The organism is Nocardioides aestuarii, assembly GCF_039527245.1.
Lineage (GTDB): Bacteria > Actinomycetota > Actinomycetes > Propionibacteriales > Nocardioidaceae > Nocardioides > Nocardioides aestuarii.
This window is the reverse complement of the sequence record NZ_BAAAJT010000003.1, coordinates 449,330-467,644: the sequence shown is the minus strand read 5'-3', so window position 1 is coordinate 467,644 and position 18,315 is coordinate 449,330. Positions and strand designations below refer to the sequence as shown.

General features: G+C 71.3%; 17 protein-coding genes. 7 read left to right on the top strand and 10 right to left on the bottom strand.

The annotated features are described in order from the left end of the window. Nucleotides 1–41: 41 nt before the first annotated feature. From ABD091_RS19820 to ABD091_RS19810, 3 genes are all read left to right on the top strand, one after another. Complete coding sequence (locus ABD091_RS19820; protein WP_343921765.1) at nucleotides 42–836, top strand: glycerophosphodiester phosphodiesterase family protein; 795 nt, start codon at nucleotides 42–44, stop codon at nucleotides 834–836. Further along, nucleotides 833–2,206 carry an MFS transporter gene (locus ABD091_RS19815; RefSeq protein ID WP_343921764.1) on the top strand — a complete coding sequence of 458 codons (1,374 nt, stop codon included), beginning with the start codon at nucleotides 833–835 and terminating at the stop codon, nucleotides 2,204–2,206. The genes ABD091_RS19820 and ABD091_RS19815 overlap by 4 nt, the downstream gene beginning before the upstream one ends. A 176-nt stretch (nucleotides 2,207–2,382) precedes the next feature. Then, a complete protein-coding gene (locus ABD091_RS19810; RefSeq protein ID WP_343921763.1) occupies nucleotides 2,383–2,766 on the top strand; it encodes an RNA polymerase-binding protein RbpA in 384 nt (127 codons plus the stop codon). 4 nt (nucleotides 2,767–2,770) lie between these two features. Here the strand turns inward: ABD091_RS19810 and ABD091_RS19805 are convergent, their stop codons facing one another. The 7 genes from ABD091_RS19805 to kdd all read right to left on the bottom strand — a co-directional run bounded on the left by ABD091_RS19805 (nucleotide 2,771) and on the right by kdd (nucleotide 9,701). Continuing rightward, nucleotides 2,771–3,238: an FxsA family protein gene (locus ABD091_RS19805; RefSeq protein WP_343921762.1), complete on the bottom strand. Its 468-nt coding sequence runs from the start codon at nucleotides 3,236–3,238 to the stop codon at nucleotides 2,771–2,773. Next, complete coding sequence (locus ABD091_RS19800; RefSeq protein WP_343921761.1) at nucleotides 3,235–4,044, bottom strand: polyprenol monophosphomannose synthase; 810 nt, start codon at nucleotides 4,042–4,044, stop codon at nucleotides 3,235–3,237. The genes ABD091_RS19805 and ABD091_RS19800 overlap by 4 nt, the downstream gene beginning before the upstream one ends. Then, complete coding sequence (gene lnt / locus ABD091_RS19795) at nucleotides 3,953–5,512, bottom strand: apolipoprotein N-acyltransferase (RefSeq protein WP_343921760.1); 1,560 nt, start codon at nucleotides 5,510–5,512, stop codon at nucleotides 3,953–3,955. The genes ABD091_RS19800 and lnt overlap by 92 nt, the downstream gene beginning before the upstream one ends. A 457-nt stretch (nucleotides 5,513–5,969) precedes the next feature. Next, complete coding sequence (gene kal / locus ABD091_RS19790; protein ID WP_343921759.1) at nucleotides 5,970–6,362, bottom strand: 3-aminobutyryl-CoA ammonia lyase; 393 nt, start codon at nucleotides 6,360–6,362, stop codon at nucleotides 5,970–5,972. Next, nucleotides 6,359–7,099, bottom strand: coding sequence for a lysine 5,6-aminomutase subunit beta (gene kamE, locus ABD091_RS19785; protein ID WP_343921758.1), 741 nt, complete (start codon nucleotides 7,097–7,099; stop codon nucleotides 6,359–6,361). Before kamE ends, kal begins: the two co-directional genes overlap by 4 nt. Next, entirely contained in the window at nucleotides 7,096–8,670 is a 1,575-nt protein-coding gene (kamD, locus tag ABD091_RS19780) for a lysine 5,6-aminomutase subunit alpha (RefSeq protein WP_343921757.1), read from the bottom strand. The genes kamE and kamD overlap by 4 nt, the downstream gene beginning before the upstream one ends. Further along, nucleotides 8,667–9,701 (bottom strand): L-erythro-3,5-diaminohexanoate dehydrogenase, encoded by a 1,035-nt coding sequence (kdd, locus tag ABD091_RS19775; protein WP_343921756.1) that lies wholly within the window; start codon nucleotides 9,699–9,701, stop codon nucleotides 8,667–8,669. Before kdd ends, kamD begins: the two co-directional genes overlap by 4 nt. Nucleotides 9,702–9,773: 72 nt before the next feature. On the opposite strand from kdd, the gene ABD091_RS19770 reads away from it, so the two are divergent. Beyond that, on the top strand, nucleotides 9,774–11,228 hold the full coding sequence (locus ABD091_RS19770) for a KamA family radical SAM protein (protein WP_343921755.1): 1,455 nt from the start codon (nucleotides 9,774–9,776) through the stop codon (nucleotides 11,226–11,228). A gap of 194 nt (nucleotides 11,229–11,422) precedes the next feature. After that, nucleotides 11,423–12,376 carry a hypothetical protein gene (locus ABD091_RS19765; protein ID WP_343921754.1) on the top strand — a complete coding sequence of 318 codons (954 nt, stop codon included), beginning with the start codon at nucleotides 11,423–11,425 and terminating at the stop codon, nucleotides 12,374–12,376. Nucleotides 12,377–12,460: 84 nt separating this feature from the next. Here ABD091_RS19765 and ABD091_RS19760 read toward each other — a convergent pair whose 3' ends face one another. Beyond that, nucleotides 12,461–12,913: an Lrp/AsnC family transcriptional regulator gene (locus tag ABD091_RS19760; RefSeq protein WP_425571497.1), complete on the bottom strand. Its 453-nt coding sequence runs from the start codon at nucleotides 12,911–12,913 to the stop codon at nucleotides 12,461–12,463. A gap of 41 nt (nucleotides 12,914–12,954) precedes the next feature. Between ABD091_RS19760 and ABD091_RS19755 the strand changes: the two genes are divergently transcribed. Beyond that, complete coding sequence (locus tag ABD091_RS19755; protein WP_343921753.1) at nucleotides 12,955–13,896, top strand: 5'-3' exonuclease; 942 nt, start codon at nucleotides 12,955–12,957, stop codon at nucleotides 13,894–13,896. A gap of 33 nt (nucleotides 13,897–13,929) precedes the next feature. Further along, nucleotides 13,930–14,598, top strand: a complete 669-nt coding sequence (locus tag ABD091_RS19750) for an SDR family oxidoreductase (protein WP_343921752.1) — start codon at nucleotides 13,930–13,932, stop codon at nucleotides 14,596–14,598. Between the two features lie 28 nt (nucleotides 14,599–14,626). Here the strand turns inward: ABD091_RS19750 and ABD091_RS19745 are convergent, their stop codons facing one another. Both ABD091_RS19745 and ABD091_RS19740 read right to left on the bottom strand, forming a co-directional pair. Further along, nucleotides 14,627–17,449 (bottom strand): DEAD/DEAH box helicase, encoded by a 2,823-nt coding sequence (locus tag ABD091_RS19745; protein WP_343921751.1) that lies wholly within the window; start codon nucleotides 17,447–17,449, stop codon nucleotides 14,627–14,629. Next, nucleotides 17,442–18,314, bottom strand: coding sequence for a diacylglycerol kinase (locus ABD091_RS19740; protein WP_343921750.1), 873 nt, complete (start codon nucleotides 18,312–18,314; stop codon nucleotides 17,442–17,444). Before ABD091_RS19740 ends, ABD091_RS19745 begins: the two co-directional genes overlap by 8 nt. Nucleotide 18,315: the final 1 nt, after the last annotated feature.

Sequence of the window (18,315 nt, the reverse complement as noted above, 5' to 3'; positions counted from 1 at the left end):
CTTCGACGCGTCCTCGGGACGCGCGGTGGATACTGCGGGGCGTGACGGAGCCCACGGGACACGCCTACCTCGACGCCGTCCCCCCTCCCCTGGCCTTCGCCCACCGGGGCGGGGCGACCCACCCCGACCTGCTCGGGCTGGAGAACACCATGACGGCGTTCCGCCACGCCCACGCGCTGGGCTACACCCACCTCGAGACCGACGTCCACGCCACCCGTGACGGGGTGCTCCTCGCCTTCCACGACAGCGTCCTGGACCGGGTCACCGACCAGCGCGGCTCGGTCGAGGACCTCATCCTCGCGGACGTACGCCGCGCGCGGATCGGACCGTCCGAGCAGGTCCCGACCCTCGCGGAGCTCTTCGACGCGCTGCCGGCGGCCCGCTTCAACATCGACCTCAAGTCCGACGCCGCGGTCCCGCTCCTGGCCCGGTTCGTCGACGAGCGCGAGGTGCACGAGCGGCTGCTGGTCGGCTCGTTCTCCCACCGGCGGCTGAGACGCTTCCGGCGCCTCACCGGCGGCCGGGTCGCCACCTCCGCCAGCCCGGTGGAGGTGGCGGCCTACCTGGCCCTCCCCGTGGCGGTGGCCGAGCGGGTCACGGGTGGCGAGTTCGCCGCCTTCCAGGTGCCGCACCGTCGCGGCCCGCTCGTGGTGAGCGGGCGCCGCCTGGTCCGTCGCGCCCACGCCGCGGACAAGCACGTGCACTCATGGACCATCGACGACCCCGCCGAGATGATCGAGCTGCTCGACCGTGGTGTCGACGGCCTGATGACCGATCGCACCGACATACTCAAGGACGTGCTCGCGGCTCGCGGGCAGTGGAGGGGACGACCATGAGCACACCGACGGGACCTCAGGCCGGATCAGGCGGGATCGCCGACCTCGCTCCCCTCGAACGGGCCCGCGAGCAGCGGTCGTGGTACTTCTACGACTGGGCCAACAGCGCCTTCTCGACGACCGTGGCCGGCGTCCTCTTCGGCCCCTACCTGATCGAGATCGCGAAGGCCGACGCCGTCGACGGGCGCGTGAACTTCCTCGGGTTCGACCTGCTGCCCGGCTCGCTGCCGGCCCTGGTCGTGCCGATCTCCACGGTGATCTCGGCCTTCCTGCTTCCCGTGCTGGGTGCCGTGGCCGACCGCACGGAGCGCAAGAAGGACCTGCTGGCCGGCTTCGGCTGGGCCGGCGCCTTCTTCACCGCGCTGCTGTTCTTCATGTCGGGCAGCAACTGGCAGCTCGGCATCGTCTCGTTCATCCTCGCCAACCTGTGCTTCGGCGCCTCCGCGGTCTTCAACGACGCGATCCTGCCGCTGATCTCCACCGAGGAGGAGCGCGACCGGGTGTCCAGCCGCGGCTGGGCCTACGGCTACGCCGGCGGCGGTCTGCTGCTGGCGATCAACTTCGTCGTGGTCAGCGCCCCGGAGACCTTCGGGCTCGACACCGGCATGGCCGTGCGGCTGAGCCTGTTGTCGGCGGCCATCTGGTGGGCCGGGTTCACCTTCATCCCGTGGCGCGGCATCCGGAACCGTCCGCCCGCCGACGTCGAGCCGGTGCAGGGCGGCGTGCTGCAGCGCAGCTTCGGCCAGCTGTGGGTCACCCTGAAGGACCTGCGCAACTACCCGGTGGCGCTGACCTTCCTCCTGGCCTACCTGTTCTTCAACGACGGGATCCAGACCGTGATCGGCCAGGCGTCGGTCTACGGGACGGAGGAGCTGGGCTTCGACACCGGGTTCGTCCTGGGCACCTACCTCCTCGTGCAGTTCGTGGCCGTCGGCGGCGCGATCGCCTTCGGGCGGCTGGCGGCGCAGATCGGTGCCAAGCGCACGATCCTGGCGGGGCTGGTGGTGTGGATGCTGATCGTCACGACGGCGCTGTTCCTTCCCGAGAAGTCGCCCTACCCGTTCCTCGCGCTCGGCGCGGCGATCGGCGTGGTCCTCGGCGGCACCCAGGCGCTGGCGCGGTCCTACTTCTCGCTGTTCATCCCCCGTGGGAAGGAAGCGGAGTACTTCAGCCTCTACCACGCGATGGACCGCGGGACCTCGTGGTTCGGCAGCATCGTGTTCTTCCTCGTCTACAACGCGACCGAGTCCTACCGGCCCGCGCTCTTCGCGCTGGTCGTCTTCTTCGTCCTCGGCGCCGTCCTGCTCGCCCGGGTCGACACCGCCCGGGGTATCCGCGAGGCCGGCAACGAGGCCCCGTCCGTGGTGTGACCAAGCCCACGTCCCACGGCGGCGTGGGCCGACGGGAGCGATTCGGGGGAATCTTGGGGCCCCCCGTACCGTTGTACTCATCGACGGCGCAGGTCGCCGTCACCGGTGGCCGCGGTCACTCGCCGCTTGCGCTGCCGGTCCGACGGGGGTAACACAGACTTTCAGGAGGTGGGGTCATGGCGGAGCGCACGTTGCGTGGTGCCCGACTCGGTGGCCAGAGCTTCGAGGACGAGCGCGGGATCGAGTTCGCCGCGCGTCAGCAGGTCGGCTACCGCTGCGAGCGGGGTCACGAGTTCGAGATCACGATGTCGGTCGAGGCCGAGGTCCCTGCGACGTGGGAGTGCCCGCGGTGCGGTGCCCCGTCCCTCTCGACCTCCGGGATCAAGCCCGAGGAGAAGGCCGAGAAGCCGGCCCGGACCCACTGGGACATGCTGCTCGAGCGTCGCTCGGAGAAGGAGCTCGAGGACATCCTCAAGGAGCGGCTCGAGCTGCTCCGTGGTGGCGAGATCGGCCCCGCCCACCTCCACCGCGCCTCGGCCCGGAAGAAGAAGGCCGGCTGAGCCGCTACGGATCGTCCACGACCTCGCCCCGGACCACGTCACCCGTGGGGCCGGGGCGTCGTCCATTTCCGGGACCGTACGCCGGGCCGGTGACCAGCAGGCGACGACTGACCACGCCCGTGAGGAGCCGGCGAGCGGCTGGCCGCGTGAACGGCAGGATCAGCAGCACCCCGACGGCGTCGGTGACGAACCCCGGCGTCAGCATCAGCGTCCCGCCGATGAGGATGAGGGCGCCGTCGGCCAGCTCGCGGGCCGGCATCCGGCCGGTGCGCAGCGCCTCGGTCAGCGCCCGCCAGGCACGACCCCCCTCGCGCCTGATGAGCAGCGTGCCGATCACGCTCATCACGACCAGCAACAGGATCGTCCACCAGGCGCCGATCACCTGGCCGACCTGTACGAGCACGTAGATCTCGACGAGCGGCACGACGACGAACGCCACGACCAGCGCCAGCCGGAGGCCGCGGCCCCTCATCGGGACACCCCCACCGGCCGACGGCGCCCGGGCACGGCCCGGCCCACCTGCGCCAGGCGCTCGCGCAGCCCCCAGGCGGTGATCCGCCGCAGCGACTCGATCGCGACCTGCCCGCTCATCTTCGAGTCGCCGCGCACGCGTTCGACGAACTCGATCGGCACCTCGCGCACCGTCAACCCGGCGCGGACGGTCCGGGTGGCGAGGTCGGTCTGGAAGACGTAGCCGGTCGAGCGCACCGAGGCGAGGTCGATCTTGTCGAGGGTGGCGCGGTGGAAGAGCCGGTAGCCCGCCGTGGCGTCGCGCACGCCGATCCCGAGCAGCGCGCGGACGTAGAGGTTGCCGCCCCGGGAGAGGGCCTTGCGGTGCCAGGGCCAGTTCACGACCGAGCCTCCCGGCACCCACCGGGACCCGATCACCAGGTCGGCCGACGGCAGGGCGTCGAGCAGGGACCGGAGCTGCTCGGGCTGGTGGGAGCCGTCGGCGTCCATCTCCCCGACCACGTCGTAGCCGGCCTCCAGCGCCCACGCGAAGCCGGCGAGGTAGGCCGCTCCCAGCCCGCCCTTTGCGGTGCGGTGGAGCACGTGGACCCGGGCGTCGCGGGCGGCCAGGTCGTCGGCCAGCGCCCCGGTGCCGTCGGGCGAGGAGTCGTCGACCACGAGGACCTCGACGTCCGGCTCTGCGGTGAGCAGGCGCCCGAGGATCCAGTCGAGGTTGTCACGCTCGTTGTAGGTCGGGACGACCATCAGCACCCGTCCGAGGCCGGGCACCGTCGTCCTCGTCGGGTCCTCGTCGCGGTCGTTCGTCACGACGACGACGATACGGGAGCAGCACCAGCCCGAGGGCGGTGACCGCCACCGCGGCGTACCCCGGCCACGGCCCCATCCGGACCGCCGGCGTGAGCCCTGTCGTCAGCGCCACCCGGTCCTCGAGCACGGCCTGGGTGCGCGTCCCGGCGCGCTGCTCCACGGTGCCGTCCGGTGCGATGATGCCGGACACGCCGTTGGTCGCGGCCACCAGCACCGTGCGACCGGTCTCGAGCGCACGCAGCCGCGTGATCTCGAACTGCTGCTCGATCTGGTGGGTGTGGATGAACATCGCGTTGCTGGTCTGCACCACGACCATCTCCCCGCCGGCCAGCACCTGCGCGTGGATGCCGTCGTCGTAGGCGACGTCGAAGCAGATCGCGGCGGCGACCCGGGTGTCGGCGACCTCCAGCGGCTGCACGCGGGTGCCGCTCATCATGTCCCGCGGGATCAGGGCGAGCTTGCCGAAGTTGGAGCCGAAGAGGCCCCGCCAGGGGATGTACTCGCCGAACGGAACGGGGTGCCGCTTGGTGTAGCGGTCGCCCGCGCCGGTCTCGGGGTCCCAGACGATCCCCTGGTTGAGGACGTGCTCCTCCCCCGCGTCGACCATCGCGCCCACGAGGATCGGGACGTCGATGGCGTCGCTGGCGTCGAGGATCCCGGCGTTGACCGGCCCGGGGACGAAGGGGTCCGAGGCGGTGGAGTTCTCCGGCCAGACCACGAAGTCCGGTCGTTCGGCCTCGCCCGCCTCGACGCGACGCGCGAGCTCCTCGGTGGCGTCGACGTGGTTGACCGTGACCTGGAGCGGGTCGAGCAGGATGTTGCTGCCGTCGCCGGGGACGTCGCCCTGCACGACAGCCACCGTGCGCTCCCCCACCGGGTCGACGCGGTACGGCGCCAGCGCGGGGACGAGCGAGACGGCCGTGACCGCGACGACCCCGAGCAGGGCCGGGAGCCGGCGGCCACCCCCGGGAACGACCACGCGGGCGAGCAGCACGCCGAGGAGGGCGAGCACGAAGGAGACCCCCGTCATCCCGACCCAGGGAAGCCCCTCGGCCCACGGCGTGCCGCCGATCGCGTAGGAGAGCCGTCCCCACGGCATCCCCGAGAACGGCCAGGACGACCGGATCGTCTCGACCGCGACCCAGGCCGCGGCCACCCAGGCCGGGCCGCCGCGCAGCCGCAGCAGACCGGGGGTGACGGCTCCGAGCGGCGCCAGGAACACCGCTTCCATGGCGGCGAGGGCCAGCCAGGCGTCGGGACCGACCACCCGCATCCAGAACAGCAGGGTGAACTGGAAGCCGATGCCGAAGGCCAGTCCAGGGACCCACGCCCGACGTGCGGGGAGGTCCGCGACGCACAGCACGAAGGCCGCGACGCCGACCGGCAGCAGCACGGCGAGCCCGACGGGCTCGAACGCCTGGGCCAGTACGGCACCGGCGAGCAGCGCGCAGAGGGACCGGAGGAGCACGACGCCACGGTATCCGGCACCGGGGAACCCACGGAGGACGTCCGGGGTTCGTGCAGGAGCGGGAGGGTCCGCAGGTCCTTCGGGCCGACGCGAGTCCGACTGGCTGCCGAGATCGAGAAGTTGTCTAGGGAACGCAGGGACCCTCCCGCGTCCACCCTCACGAGGTGGACCGACCTGCGCGGATCGCCTCCGACGGGTGCTGGGCTGGCACCTCGGACGCGACCACTCGCACGTCGGTCCGCCTGACGCGAACTGCACGGGCGGACAAGCGGCACCCTCGTTCGCCGAACCGTCTCTGTCAACCCGCCGCTGACCTGCGGGGACGCGCAAACTCGCAGGTCAGCGCGGGGTGGTGGAGAAGGCAACGGGACGGCAAAAATCGCGGCTGCCCGGCGTGTCGGGCCACGACACACCGGCCCTGCGACGCGGTCGGTCCAGACGGGTGGGACGCCGTCGCTCAGGGGACGACGACGGTCCCGGTGGCCGTGGTGGCCACCAGCGGCTCGGCCAGGACCCGGGCCGCTCCGGGCTGCTCGGCGGTGGCGGTCCCTCGCGCGACGACCCGGACCTCGAACGTGAGGTCGCGGGACCGGGTGCCGACCCGGGTGACCTCGCAGCTGATCTCGAGGACGTCGCCGGCGCGGACCGGCTCGCGGAACTGGACGTCGGCGTAGGACGCGAAGAGCCCTTCGTCGCCGTCGGTGACGATGCACATCTCCGTGGCCACGTCGCCGAACAGCCCGAGGCTGTAGGCACCGTCCACCAGGTTGCCGGCGTAGTGGGCGTGGCTGTAGGGGACGTAGCGACGGTGGACGACGCGCAGTCCCACCTCGGCACGGCTCTGGCTCATGAGGCCTTCCTGTCCTGGATCCGGTGGACGAGATAGCTCGCGACCTCGCCCGGGGTGGTTCCTCGTGCGAAGACCCGGTCGACCCCGAGGTCGCCGGCCATCGCCTCGTCGAAGCGGGGACCGCCGACGACGAGGAGGGGCCGCTTCTTCTCGGGATAGGCCTCGCGGAACGCCGCGGACATCTCCCGCGTGTTGAGGAGGTGGGCGTCGCGCTGGGTCACGACCTGGGAGACGAGCACGGCGTCGGCCTTCTCGGCCAGCGAGCGCTCGACGAGCTGGGGCACCGAGACCTGGGCGCCGAGGTTCACGACCTTGACCTCCCGGTAGTACTCCAGGCCCTTCTCCCCCGCGAAGCCCTTGATGTTCAAGATGGCGTCGATGCCGACGGTGTGGGCGTCGGTGCCGATGCAGGCGCCGACGACGACCAGGCGGCGACGCAGGGACCGCTTGATCTCGGCGTTGGCCTCCTTCGGGGTCAGCAGCGGGTAGTCGCGCTCGACGACCTCGACGACGCTGGGGTCGACGAGGTGGTTGACGCGGCCGTAGACGACGAAGAACGTGAAGCCCTCCCCCATCGGCTTGCTGTGCACCACCAGGGCGGGGTCCATGCCCATCTTGTTGGCGAGCTGGAGCGCTGCGCCGTCGGCCACCTTGGAGTGGGCGATCGGCAAGGTGAACGACAGCTGCACCATGCCGTCGCCGGTGGTGTCGCCGTACGGCCGGATGGGGCTCGTCACTTCTCCTCCAGGATCTCGGTCGCGGGGTTGTAGTAGTCGCGGGCCTTCTTCGCCACGCCGTCGAGGCCCTTGCCGCCGTCGGCCGGCCGCTTCATCAGGCCGAAGGTGCCGTCGGCGATCGCGTCGAGCAGGCCGTGGTCGTGGCCCTTGATGTCCTCGAGCAGCCCGATGCTGTCGCCGAGGACCTCGCGGGCACGGGTCTCGATGAAGCCGCCCGGGGCGGGCCGGAAGTCCTCGTGGAGGTTGCCGGCGGCGTTCATGACGTAGCGCACGTTCTGGAGCGCGAGGTCGCGGTCGGAGAGCCACGGGGTGACCACGGCCTCCGTCATCATCCCGACCAGCAGGATGCCCTGGTCGGTCAGGGCCCCGACGAGGTTGAAGAACCCGTCGAGCAGGTAGCCACGGAACACGTCGCCGGTCATGTGGCGGGTCGGCGGCATCCACTTCAGCGGCGCCTTCGGGAAGAGGTCGCGCGCCAGCATGGCGTGGGCCAGCTCCATGCGGAAGGAGTCGGGCACGTCGGGGTCGATCTCGAACGCGTGGCCCAGGCCGAGCTGCCAGTCCTCGAGCCCCGCCTCCTTGGCGAAGTACTCGTTGAGCAGCTGGCTGGTCGTGACCGTGTGGGCCGCCTCGACCGCGTCGGCGGTCGTGAGGTAGTTGTCCTCGCCCGTGTTGATGATGATCCCGGCGCGGGCGTGGATCTGGCGGCTGAAGCGCTGGTCGACGAAGGTCCGCACGGGATTGATGTCGCGGAAGAGGATCCCGTACATCGAGTCGTTGAGCATCATGTCGAGCCGCTCGAGTCCGGCCAGCGTCGCGATCTCCGGCATGCAGAGCCCGGAGGCGTAGTTGGTCAGCCGGACGTAGCGGCCGAGCTCGCGGCTCGTCTCGTCGAGCGCGGCCCGCATCAGGCGGAAGTTCTCCTGGGTGGCGTAGGTGCCCGCGAACCCCTCCCGCGTCGCGCCCTCGGGGACGAAGTCGAGGAGCGACTGGCCGGTCGAGCGGATGACCGCGATCACGTCGGCACCCTCACGGGCGGCCGCCTGCGCCTGCGGGATGTCCTCGTAGATGTCGCCGGTCGCGACGATGAGATAGATCCACGGCTTGCGCGGGGCGTCGCCGACCTTGCTGATCAGGCGCTCGCGCTCGGTCCGACGCCGGTCGATCTGCTTGATGCCCGCTCCGACGGCCTTGCGGGCCGCACTGCCGGCCCGGGTTGCCTCGCGCCCCTCGGGGAGGGCGAACCGCACCGAGCCCGCGCCGGACTTCTGGGCCAGCGTGAGCAGGTCGTCGGCCTCGCCCCGACGCAGCGCGTCCCACACGGGCAGCGCGACACCGTGCTCCAGGCCGACGTCGGCGCGGACGGCGTCGACGAGCCGGTTGACCCACGGCGTGCCGTCGGGGTCGGCCCCGGAGAGCCCGGCGAGGCGGAGCATGGCCCGCTCGACCGAGACGGTGGTGTGCTTCCTGGCCATCGAGACGACCGGGCGGCCGACCTGGCGGGCGAGGGCGCGTGCCTGCTTGACGTCGGCGGCGGCCAGCTCGAGGCGGCCGACGGTCCGGGCGCTCACAGACGCCCCTCGAACAGCTCGCGCACGCCGGCGTTGTCGCGCAGCAGCTCGAGGGCGAAGGCCGCGTGGCCCGGCACGTAGCCGTTGCCGACGAGCATCGTGACGTCGGCGGCGAGACCCTCGGCACCGAGCGCGGCAGCGGAGAAGGAGGTGGCCATGGAGAAGAAGATGACCGTGCCGCCCTCGGCTGTCGAGAGGATGGCGCCGCCCTCGCAGCCCGGCACGTCGACGCACACCACGGTGACGTCGGCGGGACCGCCGGCCGCGGTCACCGCGTCCCGCAGGGCGATCGGGTCCCGGGCGTCGGCGAGCACCACCTCGTCGGCCAGCCCGGCGCCCGTCAGGAGGTCCGCCTCGCGCTCGACGGGGATCACGCCGATCGTGCGGCCGGCGCCGGCCGCACGTGCGGCGGCGAGGCTCAACGAGCCCGACTTGCCGGCGCCACCGATCACGGCGACCGTCGGGGCGTCGTACCGACCCACGACGCGGGCGGTGAGGGCGGGGGCGCCGCACACGTCCATGACGGCGAGGCTGAGCTCGGGGGCGAGGTCGTCGGGCAGCACCGCAGCGATCGACCGGCCGAAGAGCACGGCGTAGCCGTCGCACGGGACCTGCTCGCTGCGGCCGTCCCAGCGCGCGAGATCGTCCTCGACGACCAGCGGCGTGAGCGTGAGGCTGACCAGGGTCGCGACCCGGTCGCCGACCCGGAGACCGAGCGGCGACTCCTCGCCGACCTCCTCGACGACCCCCACGAGCATTCCGCCGGAGCCGGTCTCGGGGTTCTGCATCTTCCCGCGCTCGGCGACGATCGAGAGGACCTCGTCGCGGACGGCCGCGCCGTCGCCCCCGTGCTTGCGCTCGAGCTGGCGGAAGGACGCCGCGTCGAGGTTGAGCCGCTCGACCCGCACGCGCACCTCGTCGGGCCACAGCTCGCGGCGGGTGTCGAGGCGTCGCGCCGCCTGCGGCAGGACGGTCGCGTCGTCCAGGACTCGGTGCAGACCCGTCGGGTCGCTGGAAACTTCTACTCGCACCGGGCCACTGTAACGAAAGATATTTCGGCGAGTCATTCGACAGGCCGGATTATTCCCGCCTACCCTGTCGTCATGAGCATCGAGACGGCGATCGGTCTGGAGACCGGGCAGCCCTACCCGTACTCCCGCGTGGAGCTCGTCGAGCCCGACTGGACCCGGTTCCCGGGCTGGAAGGACGTCACGGCCGCCGAGTGGGAGTCGGTCCAGTGGCAGCGCGCCCACTGCATCAAGAGCGTCAAGCAGCTGCGCGAGCTCATGGGCGACCTCCTCGACGAGCGGTTCTACGCCGACCTCGAGCGCGACCAGGCCGAGCGCGCCACCATGTCGATGCTCGTGCCACCGCAGATGATGAACACGATGGCGCCGTCGGTCGAGCCTGCCGGCGCCGGGTCGCTGACCGACGCGTTCTACGCCGACCCGATCCGCCACTACATGATCCCGGTCTTCAGCGACCGGCGGACGGACTGGTCGTCCCACCCCCACGCCACGCGCGACTCGCTCCACGAGCACGACATGTGGGCGACGGAGGGACTCACCCACCGCTACCCCACCAAGGTCCTCGCCGAGCTCCTGCCGACGTGCCCGCAGTACTGCGGCCACTGCACCCGCATGGACCTCGTCGGCAACTCGACGCCGACGATCGAGAAGCTGAAGTTCGGCGGCAAGCCGAACGACCGGATCGGCGACATGCTCGACTACCTGCGGCGTACGCCGTCGGTGCGCGACGTCGTGGTCTCCGGCGGCGACGTGGCGAACATGCCGTGGCCCCGCCTCGAGGACTTCCTGACCAAGGTCATGGAGGTCGACAACATCCGCGACATCCGGCTCGCGACCAAGGCGCTGATCGGTCTTCCCCAGCACTGGCTGCAGTCCGACGTGGTCGACGGCATGGGCCGGGTCGCCACGATCGCCCGCGAGCGCGGGGTCTCGATCGCGATCCACACCCACACCAACCACGCCAACTCGGTCACGCCGATCGTCGCGAAGGCGACGCGGGCGATGCTCGACACCGGCATCCGCGACGTCCGCAACCAGGGCGTGCTGCTCAACGGCGTCAACGCGGACCCGGAGGCGCTGCTCGACCTCTGCTTCCGGCTCCTCGACGGCGCGCAGATCATGCCCTACTACTTCTACATGTGCGACATGATCCCCTACTCCGAGCACTGGCGGGTCTCGGTCGCCGACGCGCAGCGTCTCCAGCACCACATCATGGGCTACCTGCCCGGGTTCGCGACGCCGCGCATCGTCTGTGACGTGCCGTTCGTGGGGAAGCGCTGGGTCCATCAGCTCGCCGACTACGACACCGAGCGCGGCATCTCCTACTGGACCAAGAACTACCGCACCTCGATCGAGGCCGACGACGCCTCGGCGCTGGAGCGCACCTACCAGTACTACGACCCGATCCACACCCTCCCGGCCGCCGGCCAGGCGTGGTGGCAGGAGCACGGCCGCCTCGACGAGTCCGCCCTCAAGGCGGCCGAGGTCGCCGAGGCCTCGCGGCGCCTCGCCGCCCTCCAGGCCTACTGAGCCGATTCAATATGGCTGGTTCCCCGGATCTCCGGGGAACCAGCCATATTGCGTGACTGGATCCCTCCGGAAGTGCACGACTCGCTCAAGATGTTCTGAGCCGGTATCCATCCACAACCGATCCCTCGCACCAGTCTTCACAGCCGTGCGTTCGCCGACCCGGCCGGCTGCCTGAGCGGGCCATGGTTCTGGTCATGCACGTGGAGCCTGAGATTCTGAATGCGGCGGTCACGCTCCGCCGTGAGTACCTGGCAGAAGGGATCACGGACGCGCAGATCAGGCGTCTGGTGCGTCGTCGGCAGATCACGCGGATCCGGCACGGTAGCTACGTGCAGACGGCGCTGTGGGAGTCCCTGAGTCGAGAGGACCGGCACCGATTGCTCATCAGGGCGGTGCTCAAGCGCGGCCACCCGAGCATGGTGATCACCCACGTGTCCGCAGCGGTCGAACGTGGCTGCTCGATCTGGGGAGTCGCGCTGGATGACGTCGACGTCACTCGGGTGGACGGCAGGGCCGGCCGGAGCGAAGCCGGAGTCCGCCACCACGCCGGTTCCTTCACGGATGAGGAGATCGAGGTCGTGAATGGGGTAGCACTCAGCGTCGCTCCCCGCACAGTGGTGGAGGTGACGACGCGGTGCGACGTCGAGTCGTCGCTCGTGCTCGTCAACCAGCTCCTGCACAACGGCCAACTGGACAAGCGCCAGCTGAGGAATGCGGCCGAGTACTTCAAGTACTGGCCGGGGACCTTGACGACGACCCTGGTCGAGCGGCTTGCCAACCCCCGCCTGACGTCCGTGGCGGAGTCGCGGACGTGGTACCTGTGCTGGGCCCAGCACCTCCCATGCCCAGAGCCGCAGGTCGCCGTCCATGACGAGAATGGCGTGGTCGTGGCATACGCCGATTTCGCGTGGAGGCAGCACGGCGTCTTCCTCGAGTTCGACGGGCGCATCAAGTACGAGCGATACCGACGAAAGGGCGAGACGCTCGAGGACTACCTGATGCGCGAGAAGCGGCGGGAAGAGCTGATCTGTCTCCTGACGGGATGGGTCTGCATCCGCATCCAATGGGCCGACCTCGCCCACCCCGAGCGCACCGCCGCGCGGATCCAGCGCATTCTCGACTCCCGCCGAAGCCCGATACCGGCATGACTTCCTGAGCGAGTCGTGCTCTTCCAGAGGGATCCAGCCATGCGAAATGACTGGTTCCCCGGATATCCGGGGAATCCGTTCGCCTTACGTCACCGGGCGGTTCTCGTAGGGCGTTGAGAGCACGATGGTGGTGCGCGTGGAGACGTTGGCGGCGGACCTGATCCGCGCGAGCAGGTCCTCGAGGGCCGCGGGGGTCGGCACGCGCACCTTCAGGATGTAGGACTCGTCGCCGGCCACCGACCAGCACGACTCGATCTCGGGGACCCCACGGACGCGTTCGGGGTAGTCGTCCGGCTGCGCCGGGTCGATCGGCGTGATCGAGATGAACGCGGTCAGCGGGAGGCCGATGCCGTCGTGGTTGACGGTCGCGCCATACCCGGTGATCAGGCCACGCTGCTCCAGGCGCTTGACGCGCTGGTGGACCGCCGACGTCGACAGGCCGGTCTGCTTGCCGAGGTCGGTGTAGGACATCCGGCCGTCGACCGCCAGCAGCTCGAGGATGCGGCGGTCGGTGGTCTCCAGCGGGGTGCTCGTCACGCGCGTCAGCGTAGTGGGTCGCGCGTGGCAGGATGCGCGACGTGACCCATCACGGGACCGCCGCACCGCAGCGGCTGATGCTGCTCGACACCGCCTCGATGTACTTCCGCGCCTTCTACGGCGTCCCCGACATCACCGCCGACAACGGCACCCCCGTCAACGCCGTGCGCGGGCTGCTCGACTTCATCAGCCGGATGGTCGGCGAGTACTCCCCCACCCACCTGGTCTGCTGCTGGGACAACGACTGGCGCCCGCAATGGCGGGTCGACCTGATCCCCTCCTACAAGTCCCACCGGGTCGTCGCGACCCGTGCCGACGCACCCGACGTCGAGGAGGTGCCCGACCCGCTCGAGCAGCAGGTCCCCCTGATCCGGGCGGTCCTCGATGCCTTCGGCATCACCGTCGTCGGCGCCGACCACTACGAGGCCGACGACGTCATCGGCACCCTCGCCACCGACGCCGGCATGCCCGTCGACGTCGTGACCGGTGACCGCGACCTCTTCCAGCTCGTCGACGACGAGCTGGAGGTCCGCGTGCTCTACATCGCCCGTGGGGTCAGCAAGCACGAGCGCATCACCAACGAGGTGGTGCGCGAGAAGTACGGCGTCGACGCCCACCAGTACGCCGACCTCGCGACCCTGAGAGGAGACGCGTCCGACGGGCTCCCCGGCGTGAAGGGTGTCGGCGACAAGACAGCGGCCACCCTGCTCGGTCGGTTCGGCGACATGCCGACGCTGCTCGCCGCGGTCGACGACCCCGACTCCGACCTCGGGCCCAACCCGCGCTCCAAGCTGCGTGACGCCGCCGACTACCTCGCGGTCGCCCCGCGGGTCGTCGCCGTCGCCCGCGACATCGACCTCGGCGACGTCGACGCGACGCTCCCCCACGAGCCACGCGACGCTGACCTGGTGGCCGCCATCGCCGAGGAGTTCAACCTCAGCGGCCCGGTCGAGCGGCTGACGGAGACGCTGCGCTCGCGGTGAGCTGTCGTTGACCGTGCCCGTAGCGTGGGGACCATGACTCGCATCGCCGTCGTCGGAGGACATGGACAGATCGCCCGCCTGCTCCACCCGCAGCTGCTCGCCGCGGGTCACGAGCCGGTCGCGCTCGTACGCCGTGAGGAGCAGGCCGAGGCCCTCCGGGCGGAGGGGGTGACCACGCGCCACCTCGACATCGAGGCGGACGACGAGGCCGGGTTCGCGGCCGCGTTCGAGGGCTGCGGGGCCGTCGTCTTCGCCGCCGGGGGCGGCGCCGACGGCGACATCGAGCGCAAGCGCACGGTGGACCTGCAGGGCTCGACCAAGTCGATCGTGGGCGCCCGCGACGCCGGGGTACGCCGCTTCGTCCAGATCTCGGCCATCGGGGTCGACGACCCCCTGCCCGCCGACACGCAGGACGTGTGGCGCGCCTACGTCGAGGCCAAGCGCGACGCCGACCTGGCGCTGCGCGAGAGTGGCCTCGACTGGACGATCCTGCGGCCGGGCCGGCTCACGGACGACCCGGCGACCGGACGGGTCGCCCTCGGCGTCGACGTGGAGCGTGGCGAGGTGACCAGGGCCGACGTGGCCGCCGTGGTCGCGGCCGCCCTCGACGACGACCGCACCATCGGCAGGCAGTGGAACCTCGTCGGCGGTGAGCTGGACGTGCCCGCGGCGATCGACGAGGCGCTGTCCTCGGAGCGCTGACCGCCCTCGCCGACCGCTGGCAGACCGGTCACTCGGCGAGCGACGAGTAGGCGACGACTCCCCGCTTGAGGAGCTTCACCGCCTCTCGGGCCGTGTCGCGCAGGGGACCCGCACCGGCCGCGTCCGCGACCTGCCCGGTGAGGTCGAGCAGCTGCTTCATCCAGCGCACGAAGTCGCCGGCGGCGAGGTCGGTCACGGTGAGCACGTCGTCGAGATCGGCGCCCCGGGCCCACTGCTGCGCCGCCCAGGCGAAGCCGAGGTCGGGCTGCCGCAGGAAGTCGAGGCGGTGGTCGCGCTCGAGCTGGTCGAGCTCGCCCCAGACCTTGACCATCTGACCGATCACCTCGCGCACCTCCCCGCCCGGCAGGCGCGGCGCCGAGGCGTCGTCGGGACGGCGTGCCTCGAAGACCAGGATCGACAGCACGCTGGCGAGCCCGGCGGCGTCGAGGCCGTCCCAGAGCCCACGGCGCAGCGACTCCGCAGCGACGAGGTCGGCGTCGGAGTAGAGCCGGCGCAGGTGCGCTCCCTCGTCGGTCACGCGGTCACCGTCGAGGTAGCCGAGTGCGCTGAGGACGTCGCAGACGCGGTCGAACTGGCGGGCGACCGTGTTGGTGCGCCGCTCGATGCGGCCGCGGAGGGTGGAGGCGTCGCGGTTGAGCTTGTGCCACCGCTCCGCCCAGCGTGCGTGGTCCTCCCGGTCGGGGCAGTCGTGGCAGGGATGGTCGCGCAGGCGCCGGCGCAGCAGGTCGACCTCGTCGTTGCGGGCCGCGGGCGACCGGTCGCGGCTCCGGCTCGGCGGTGGGGGTGCGAGGTCGTGGGTGCGGCTCCTGAGGGCGTTGGCCAGGTCGCGCCGCGACTGCGCGTTGCGAGGATTGAACGACTTGGGCACCTTCAGCCGGGCCAGCGCCGCCACGGGCGTGGGGAAGTCAGGGGGTGCCAGCCGCTTGGCCTGGCGGTGCGCGGTGACCACGAACGGCCGAGGCTCGGCCTGGGGGCCGGCGCCGGTGCCGGGGTCGAGCACCACGGCGTAGCCCGAGAACTTGCCCGCCGGCACCATGATGACGTCGCCCGGCTTGAGGGCGTGGAGCGACGCGAGCGCCTCGGACCGCTGGTCGGCCTTGCGCCGCCTCGACGCCGACTTCTCGAGGTCCGACACCTCGCGACGCAGGCGGGCGTACTCCATGAAGTCGCCGCGGTCGCAGGTCGCGGCGTCCGCGTAGCCGGCGAGCGCCTCGTCGCTCTTGCGCAGCTGGCGGGCCAGTCCGACGACGGCCTTGTCGGCCTGGAACTGGGCGAAGGACTGCTCGAGGAGCTCGCGTGAACGGTCGCGACCGAACTGGTGGACCAGGTTGACGGCCATGTTGTAGGACGGGCGGAAGCTCGAGCGGAGCGGATAGGTCCGCGTCGAGGCGAGGCCGGCCAGCTCGCGGGGGTTGAGGCCCGGCTGCCAGAGCACGACGCCGTGACCCTCGACGTCGAGGCCCCGCCGGCCCGCGCGACCGGTCAGCTGGGTGTACTCACCCGGCGACAGGTCGGCGTGGGTCTCGCCGTTCCACTTCGTCAGCTTCTCGATGACCACCGTGCGCGCCGGCATGTTGATGCCGAGCGCGAGGGTCTCGGTCGCGAAGACGACCTTGCAGAGGCCGCGGACGTAGAGCTGCTCGACGACCTCCTTGAAGGTCGGCAGCATGCCGGCGTGGTGGGCCGCGACGCCGCGCGTGAGTCCGTCGAGGAAGTCGTGGTAGCCCAGGACGTGCCGGTCCTCGTCGGGGAGGTGACGGCACGCCGTCTCGACGTACTCGTAGACCTCGTCACGCTCCTCCGGCGTGGTGAGCCGGACGTTGGCGTTGAGGCACTGGGTGACGGCGGCGTCGCAGCCCACGCGGCTGAAGACGAAGACGATCGCGGGCAGCAGCCCTTCGCGCTCGAGGCGGTGCACCACGTCGACCCGGCTGGGGATCCAGACCCGCCGGCCGTTGCCGACCTGTTTGGGTCCGCCCTGCCCGCCGCGGGTCTGGGACCGGTTACGGGGCGACCGCCGGTCGCGCATCCGGCCGCTGGCCCAGTCGTCGCGGGCGACGCGCTCGAGCTCGCGGTTGACCGGCGTCCCCTCCTTGACGAACCCGGCAGCCGCGTCGACGTCGGCCTCCTCGAAGAGGTCGAGCAGCCGTTTGCCGACCATGACGTGCTGGTAGAGCGGGACCGGTCGGCGCTCCTCGACGATCGTCGTGACGCCTCCCCCGCGGACGGTCTCGAGCCACTCGCCGAACTCCTCCGCGTTGGACACGGTGGCCGACAGCGAGACCAGCGAGACCGACTCGGGGAGGTGGATGATGATCTCCTCCCACACCGCCCCCCGGTCGCGGTCGGCGAGGTAGTGGACCTCGTCCATGACCACGAAGCCGAGGCCGAGCAGGGTCCGGGACCCGGCGTAGAGCATGTTGCGCAGCACCTCGGTGGTCATCACCACCACCGGCGCCTCGCCGTTGACGGTGTTGTCGCCGGTCAGGAGCCCGACCTGCCGCTCGCCGTAGCGCTCGACGAGGTCGTGGTACTTCTGGTTGGAGAGGGCCTTGATGGGGGTCGTGTAGAAGGCCTTGCGACCGGTCGCGAGCGCGAGGTGGATCGCGAACTCGCCGACGATCGTCTTGCCCGAGCCCGTCGGCGCCGCGACCAGCACGCCGCGTCCGTCCTCGACCTCGCGGCACGCGCGCAGCTGGAAGTCGTCGAGCGGGAACGGGTAGTGACCGGTGAAGTCCGCGAGCACCGGGTGTCGTCGCCGGGCGCGGTCCGCGGCGTACGCCGTGGCGGGGCTCGGCGCGTCGTGGTCGGTCTGGTCGTGGTCAGGCAAGGATGCTCAGCGCTCCAGGGTCGCTCTCGACGGTCAGGGGCAGGGGGCCGAAGCGCTCCCCGTCGGCGTAGGCCACGATCCCGGGGGCGGCGACCGTCACGGACCGCACCCGGTGGTGCTCGTACTGCGGGTGGGTGACGTGGGTGCCCTTGAACAGCTTGGGGTAGGTCCGGACCAGGCCCATCTTGCTCATCGGTTTGATGACCACGACGTCCAGCATGCCGTCGTCGAGCAAGGCGCCCTCGGTGATCCGCAGCCCGCCGCCGAAGGAGGGGCCGTTGCCGACCGCCACCAGCATCGCGTCGAGCTGGCGCGTCTCGCCGTCGAGCTCGAGGGTGTAGGGCAGCGGCTCGAAGGTCCGCAGCTCGGCCAGGGTCGCCAGGTTGTAGCGCATCTGGCCCTTCGGCCAGGTCATGGCGTTGGCGCGCTCGTTGACGATCGCGTCGAAGCCGGCGGCGAGCACGGTGACGAACCACCGGCTGCCGGAGCGGGCGAGGTCGAGGCGGCGTGGTGTGGAGGCCACCACCCGGTCCGCGGCGGCCCCGGGGTCCTTGCGGGGCAGGTCGACGTAGCGGGCGACGTCGTTGCCGGTGCCGGCCGGGATGATGCCGAGATGGGTGCCGGTGCCGGCGACCGCCTGGACGCCGAGGTGGACCATCCCGTCGCCGCCGCAGACCACCAGCGCCCACACTCCGTCCGCGACGGCCGCCCGGGCCAGGTCTAGCGACTCGTCGGCGTCCGCACCGGCCAGGTCGCGGACCACGAACCCGGCGTCGCGCAGCCGCGGCAGCGCCGCCGCGCGGGCCGCCGCTCCCCGGCCCTTGCCCGACGTGGGGTTGGTCAGGAGGGCGATCTCGCGGGGCACG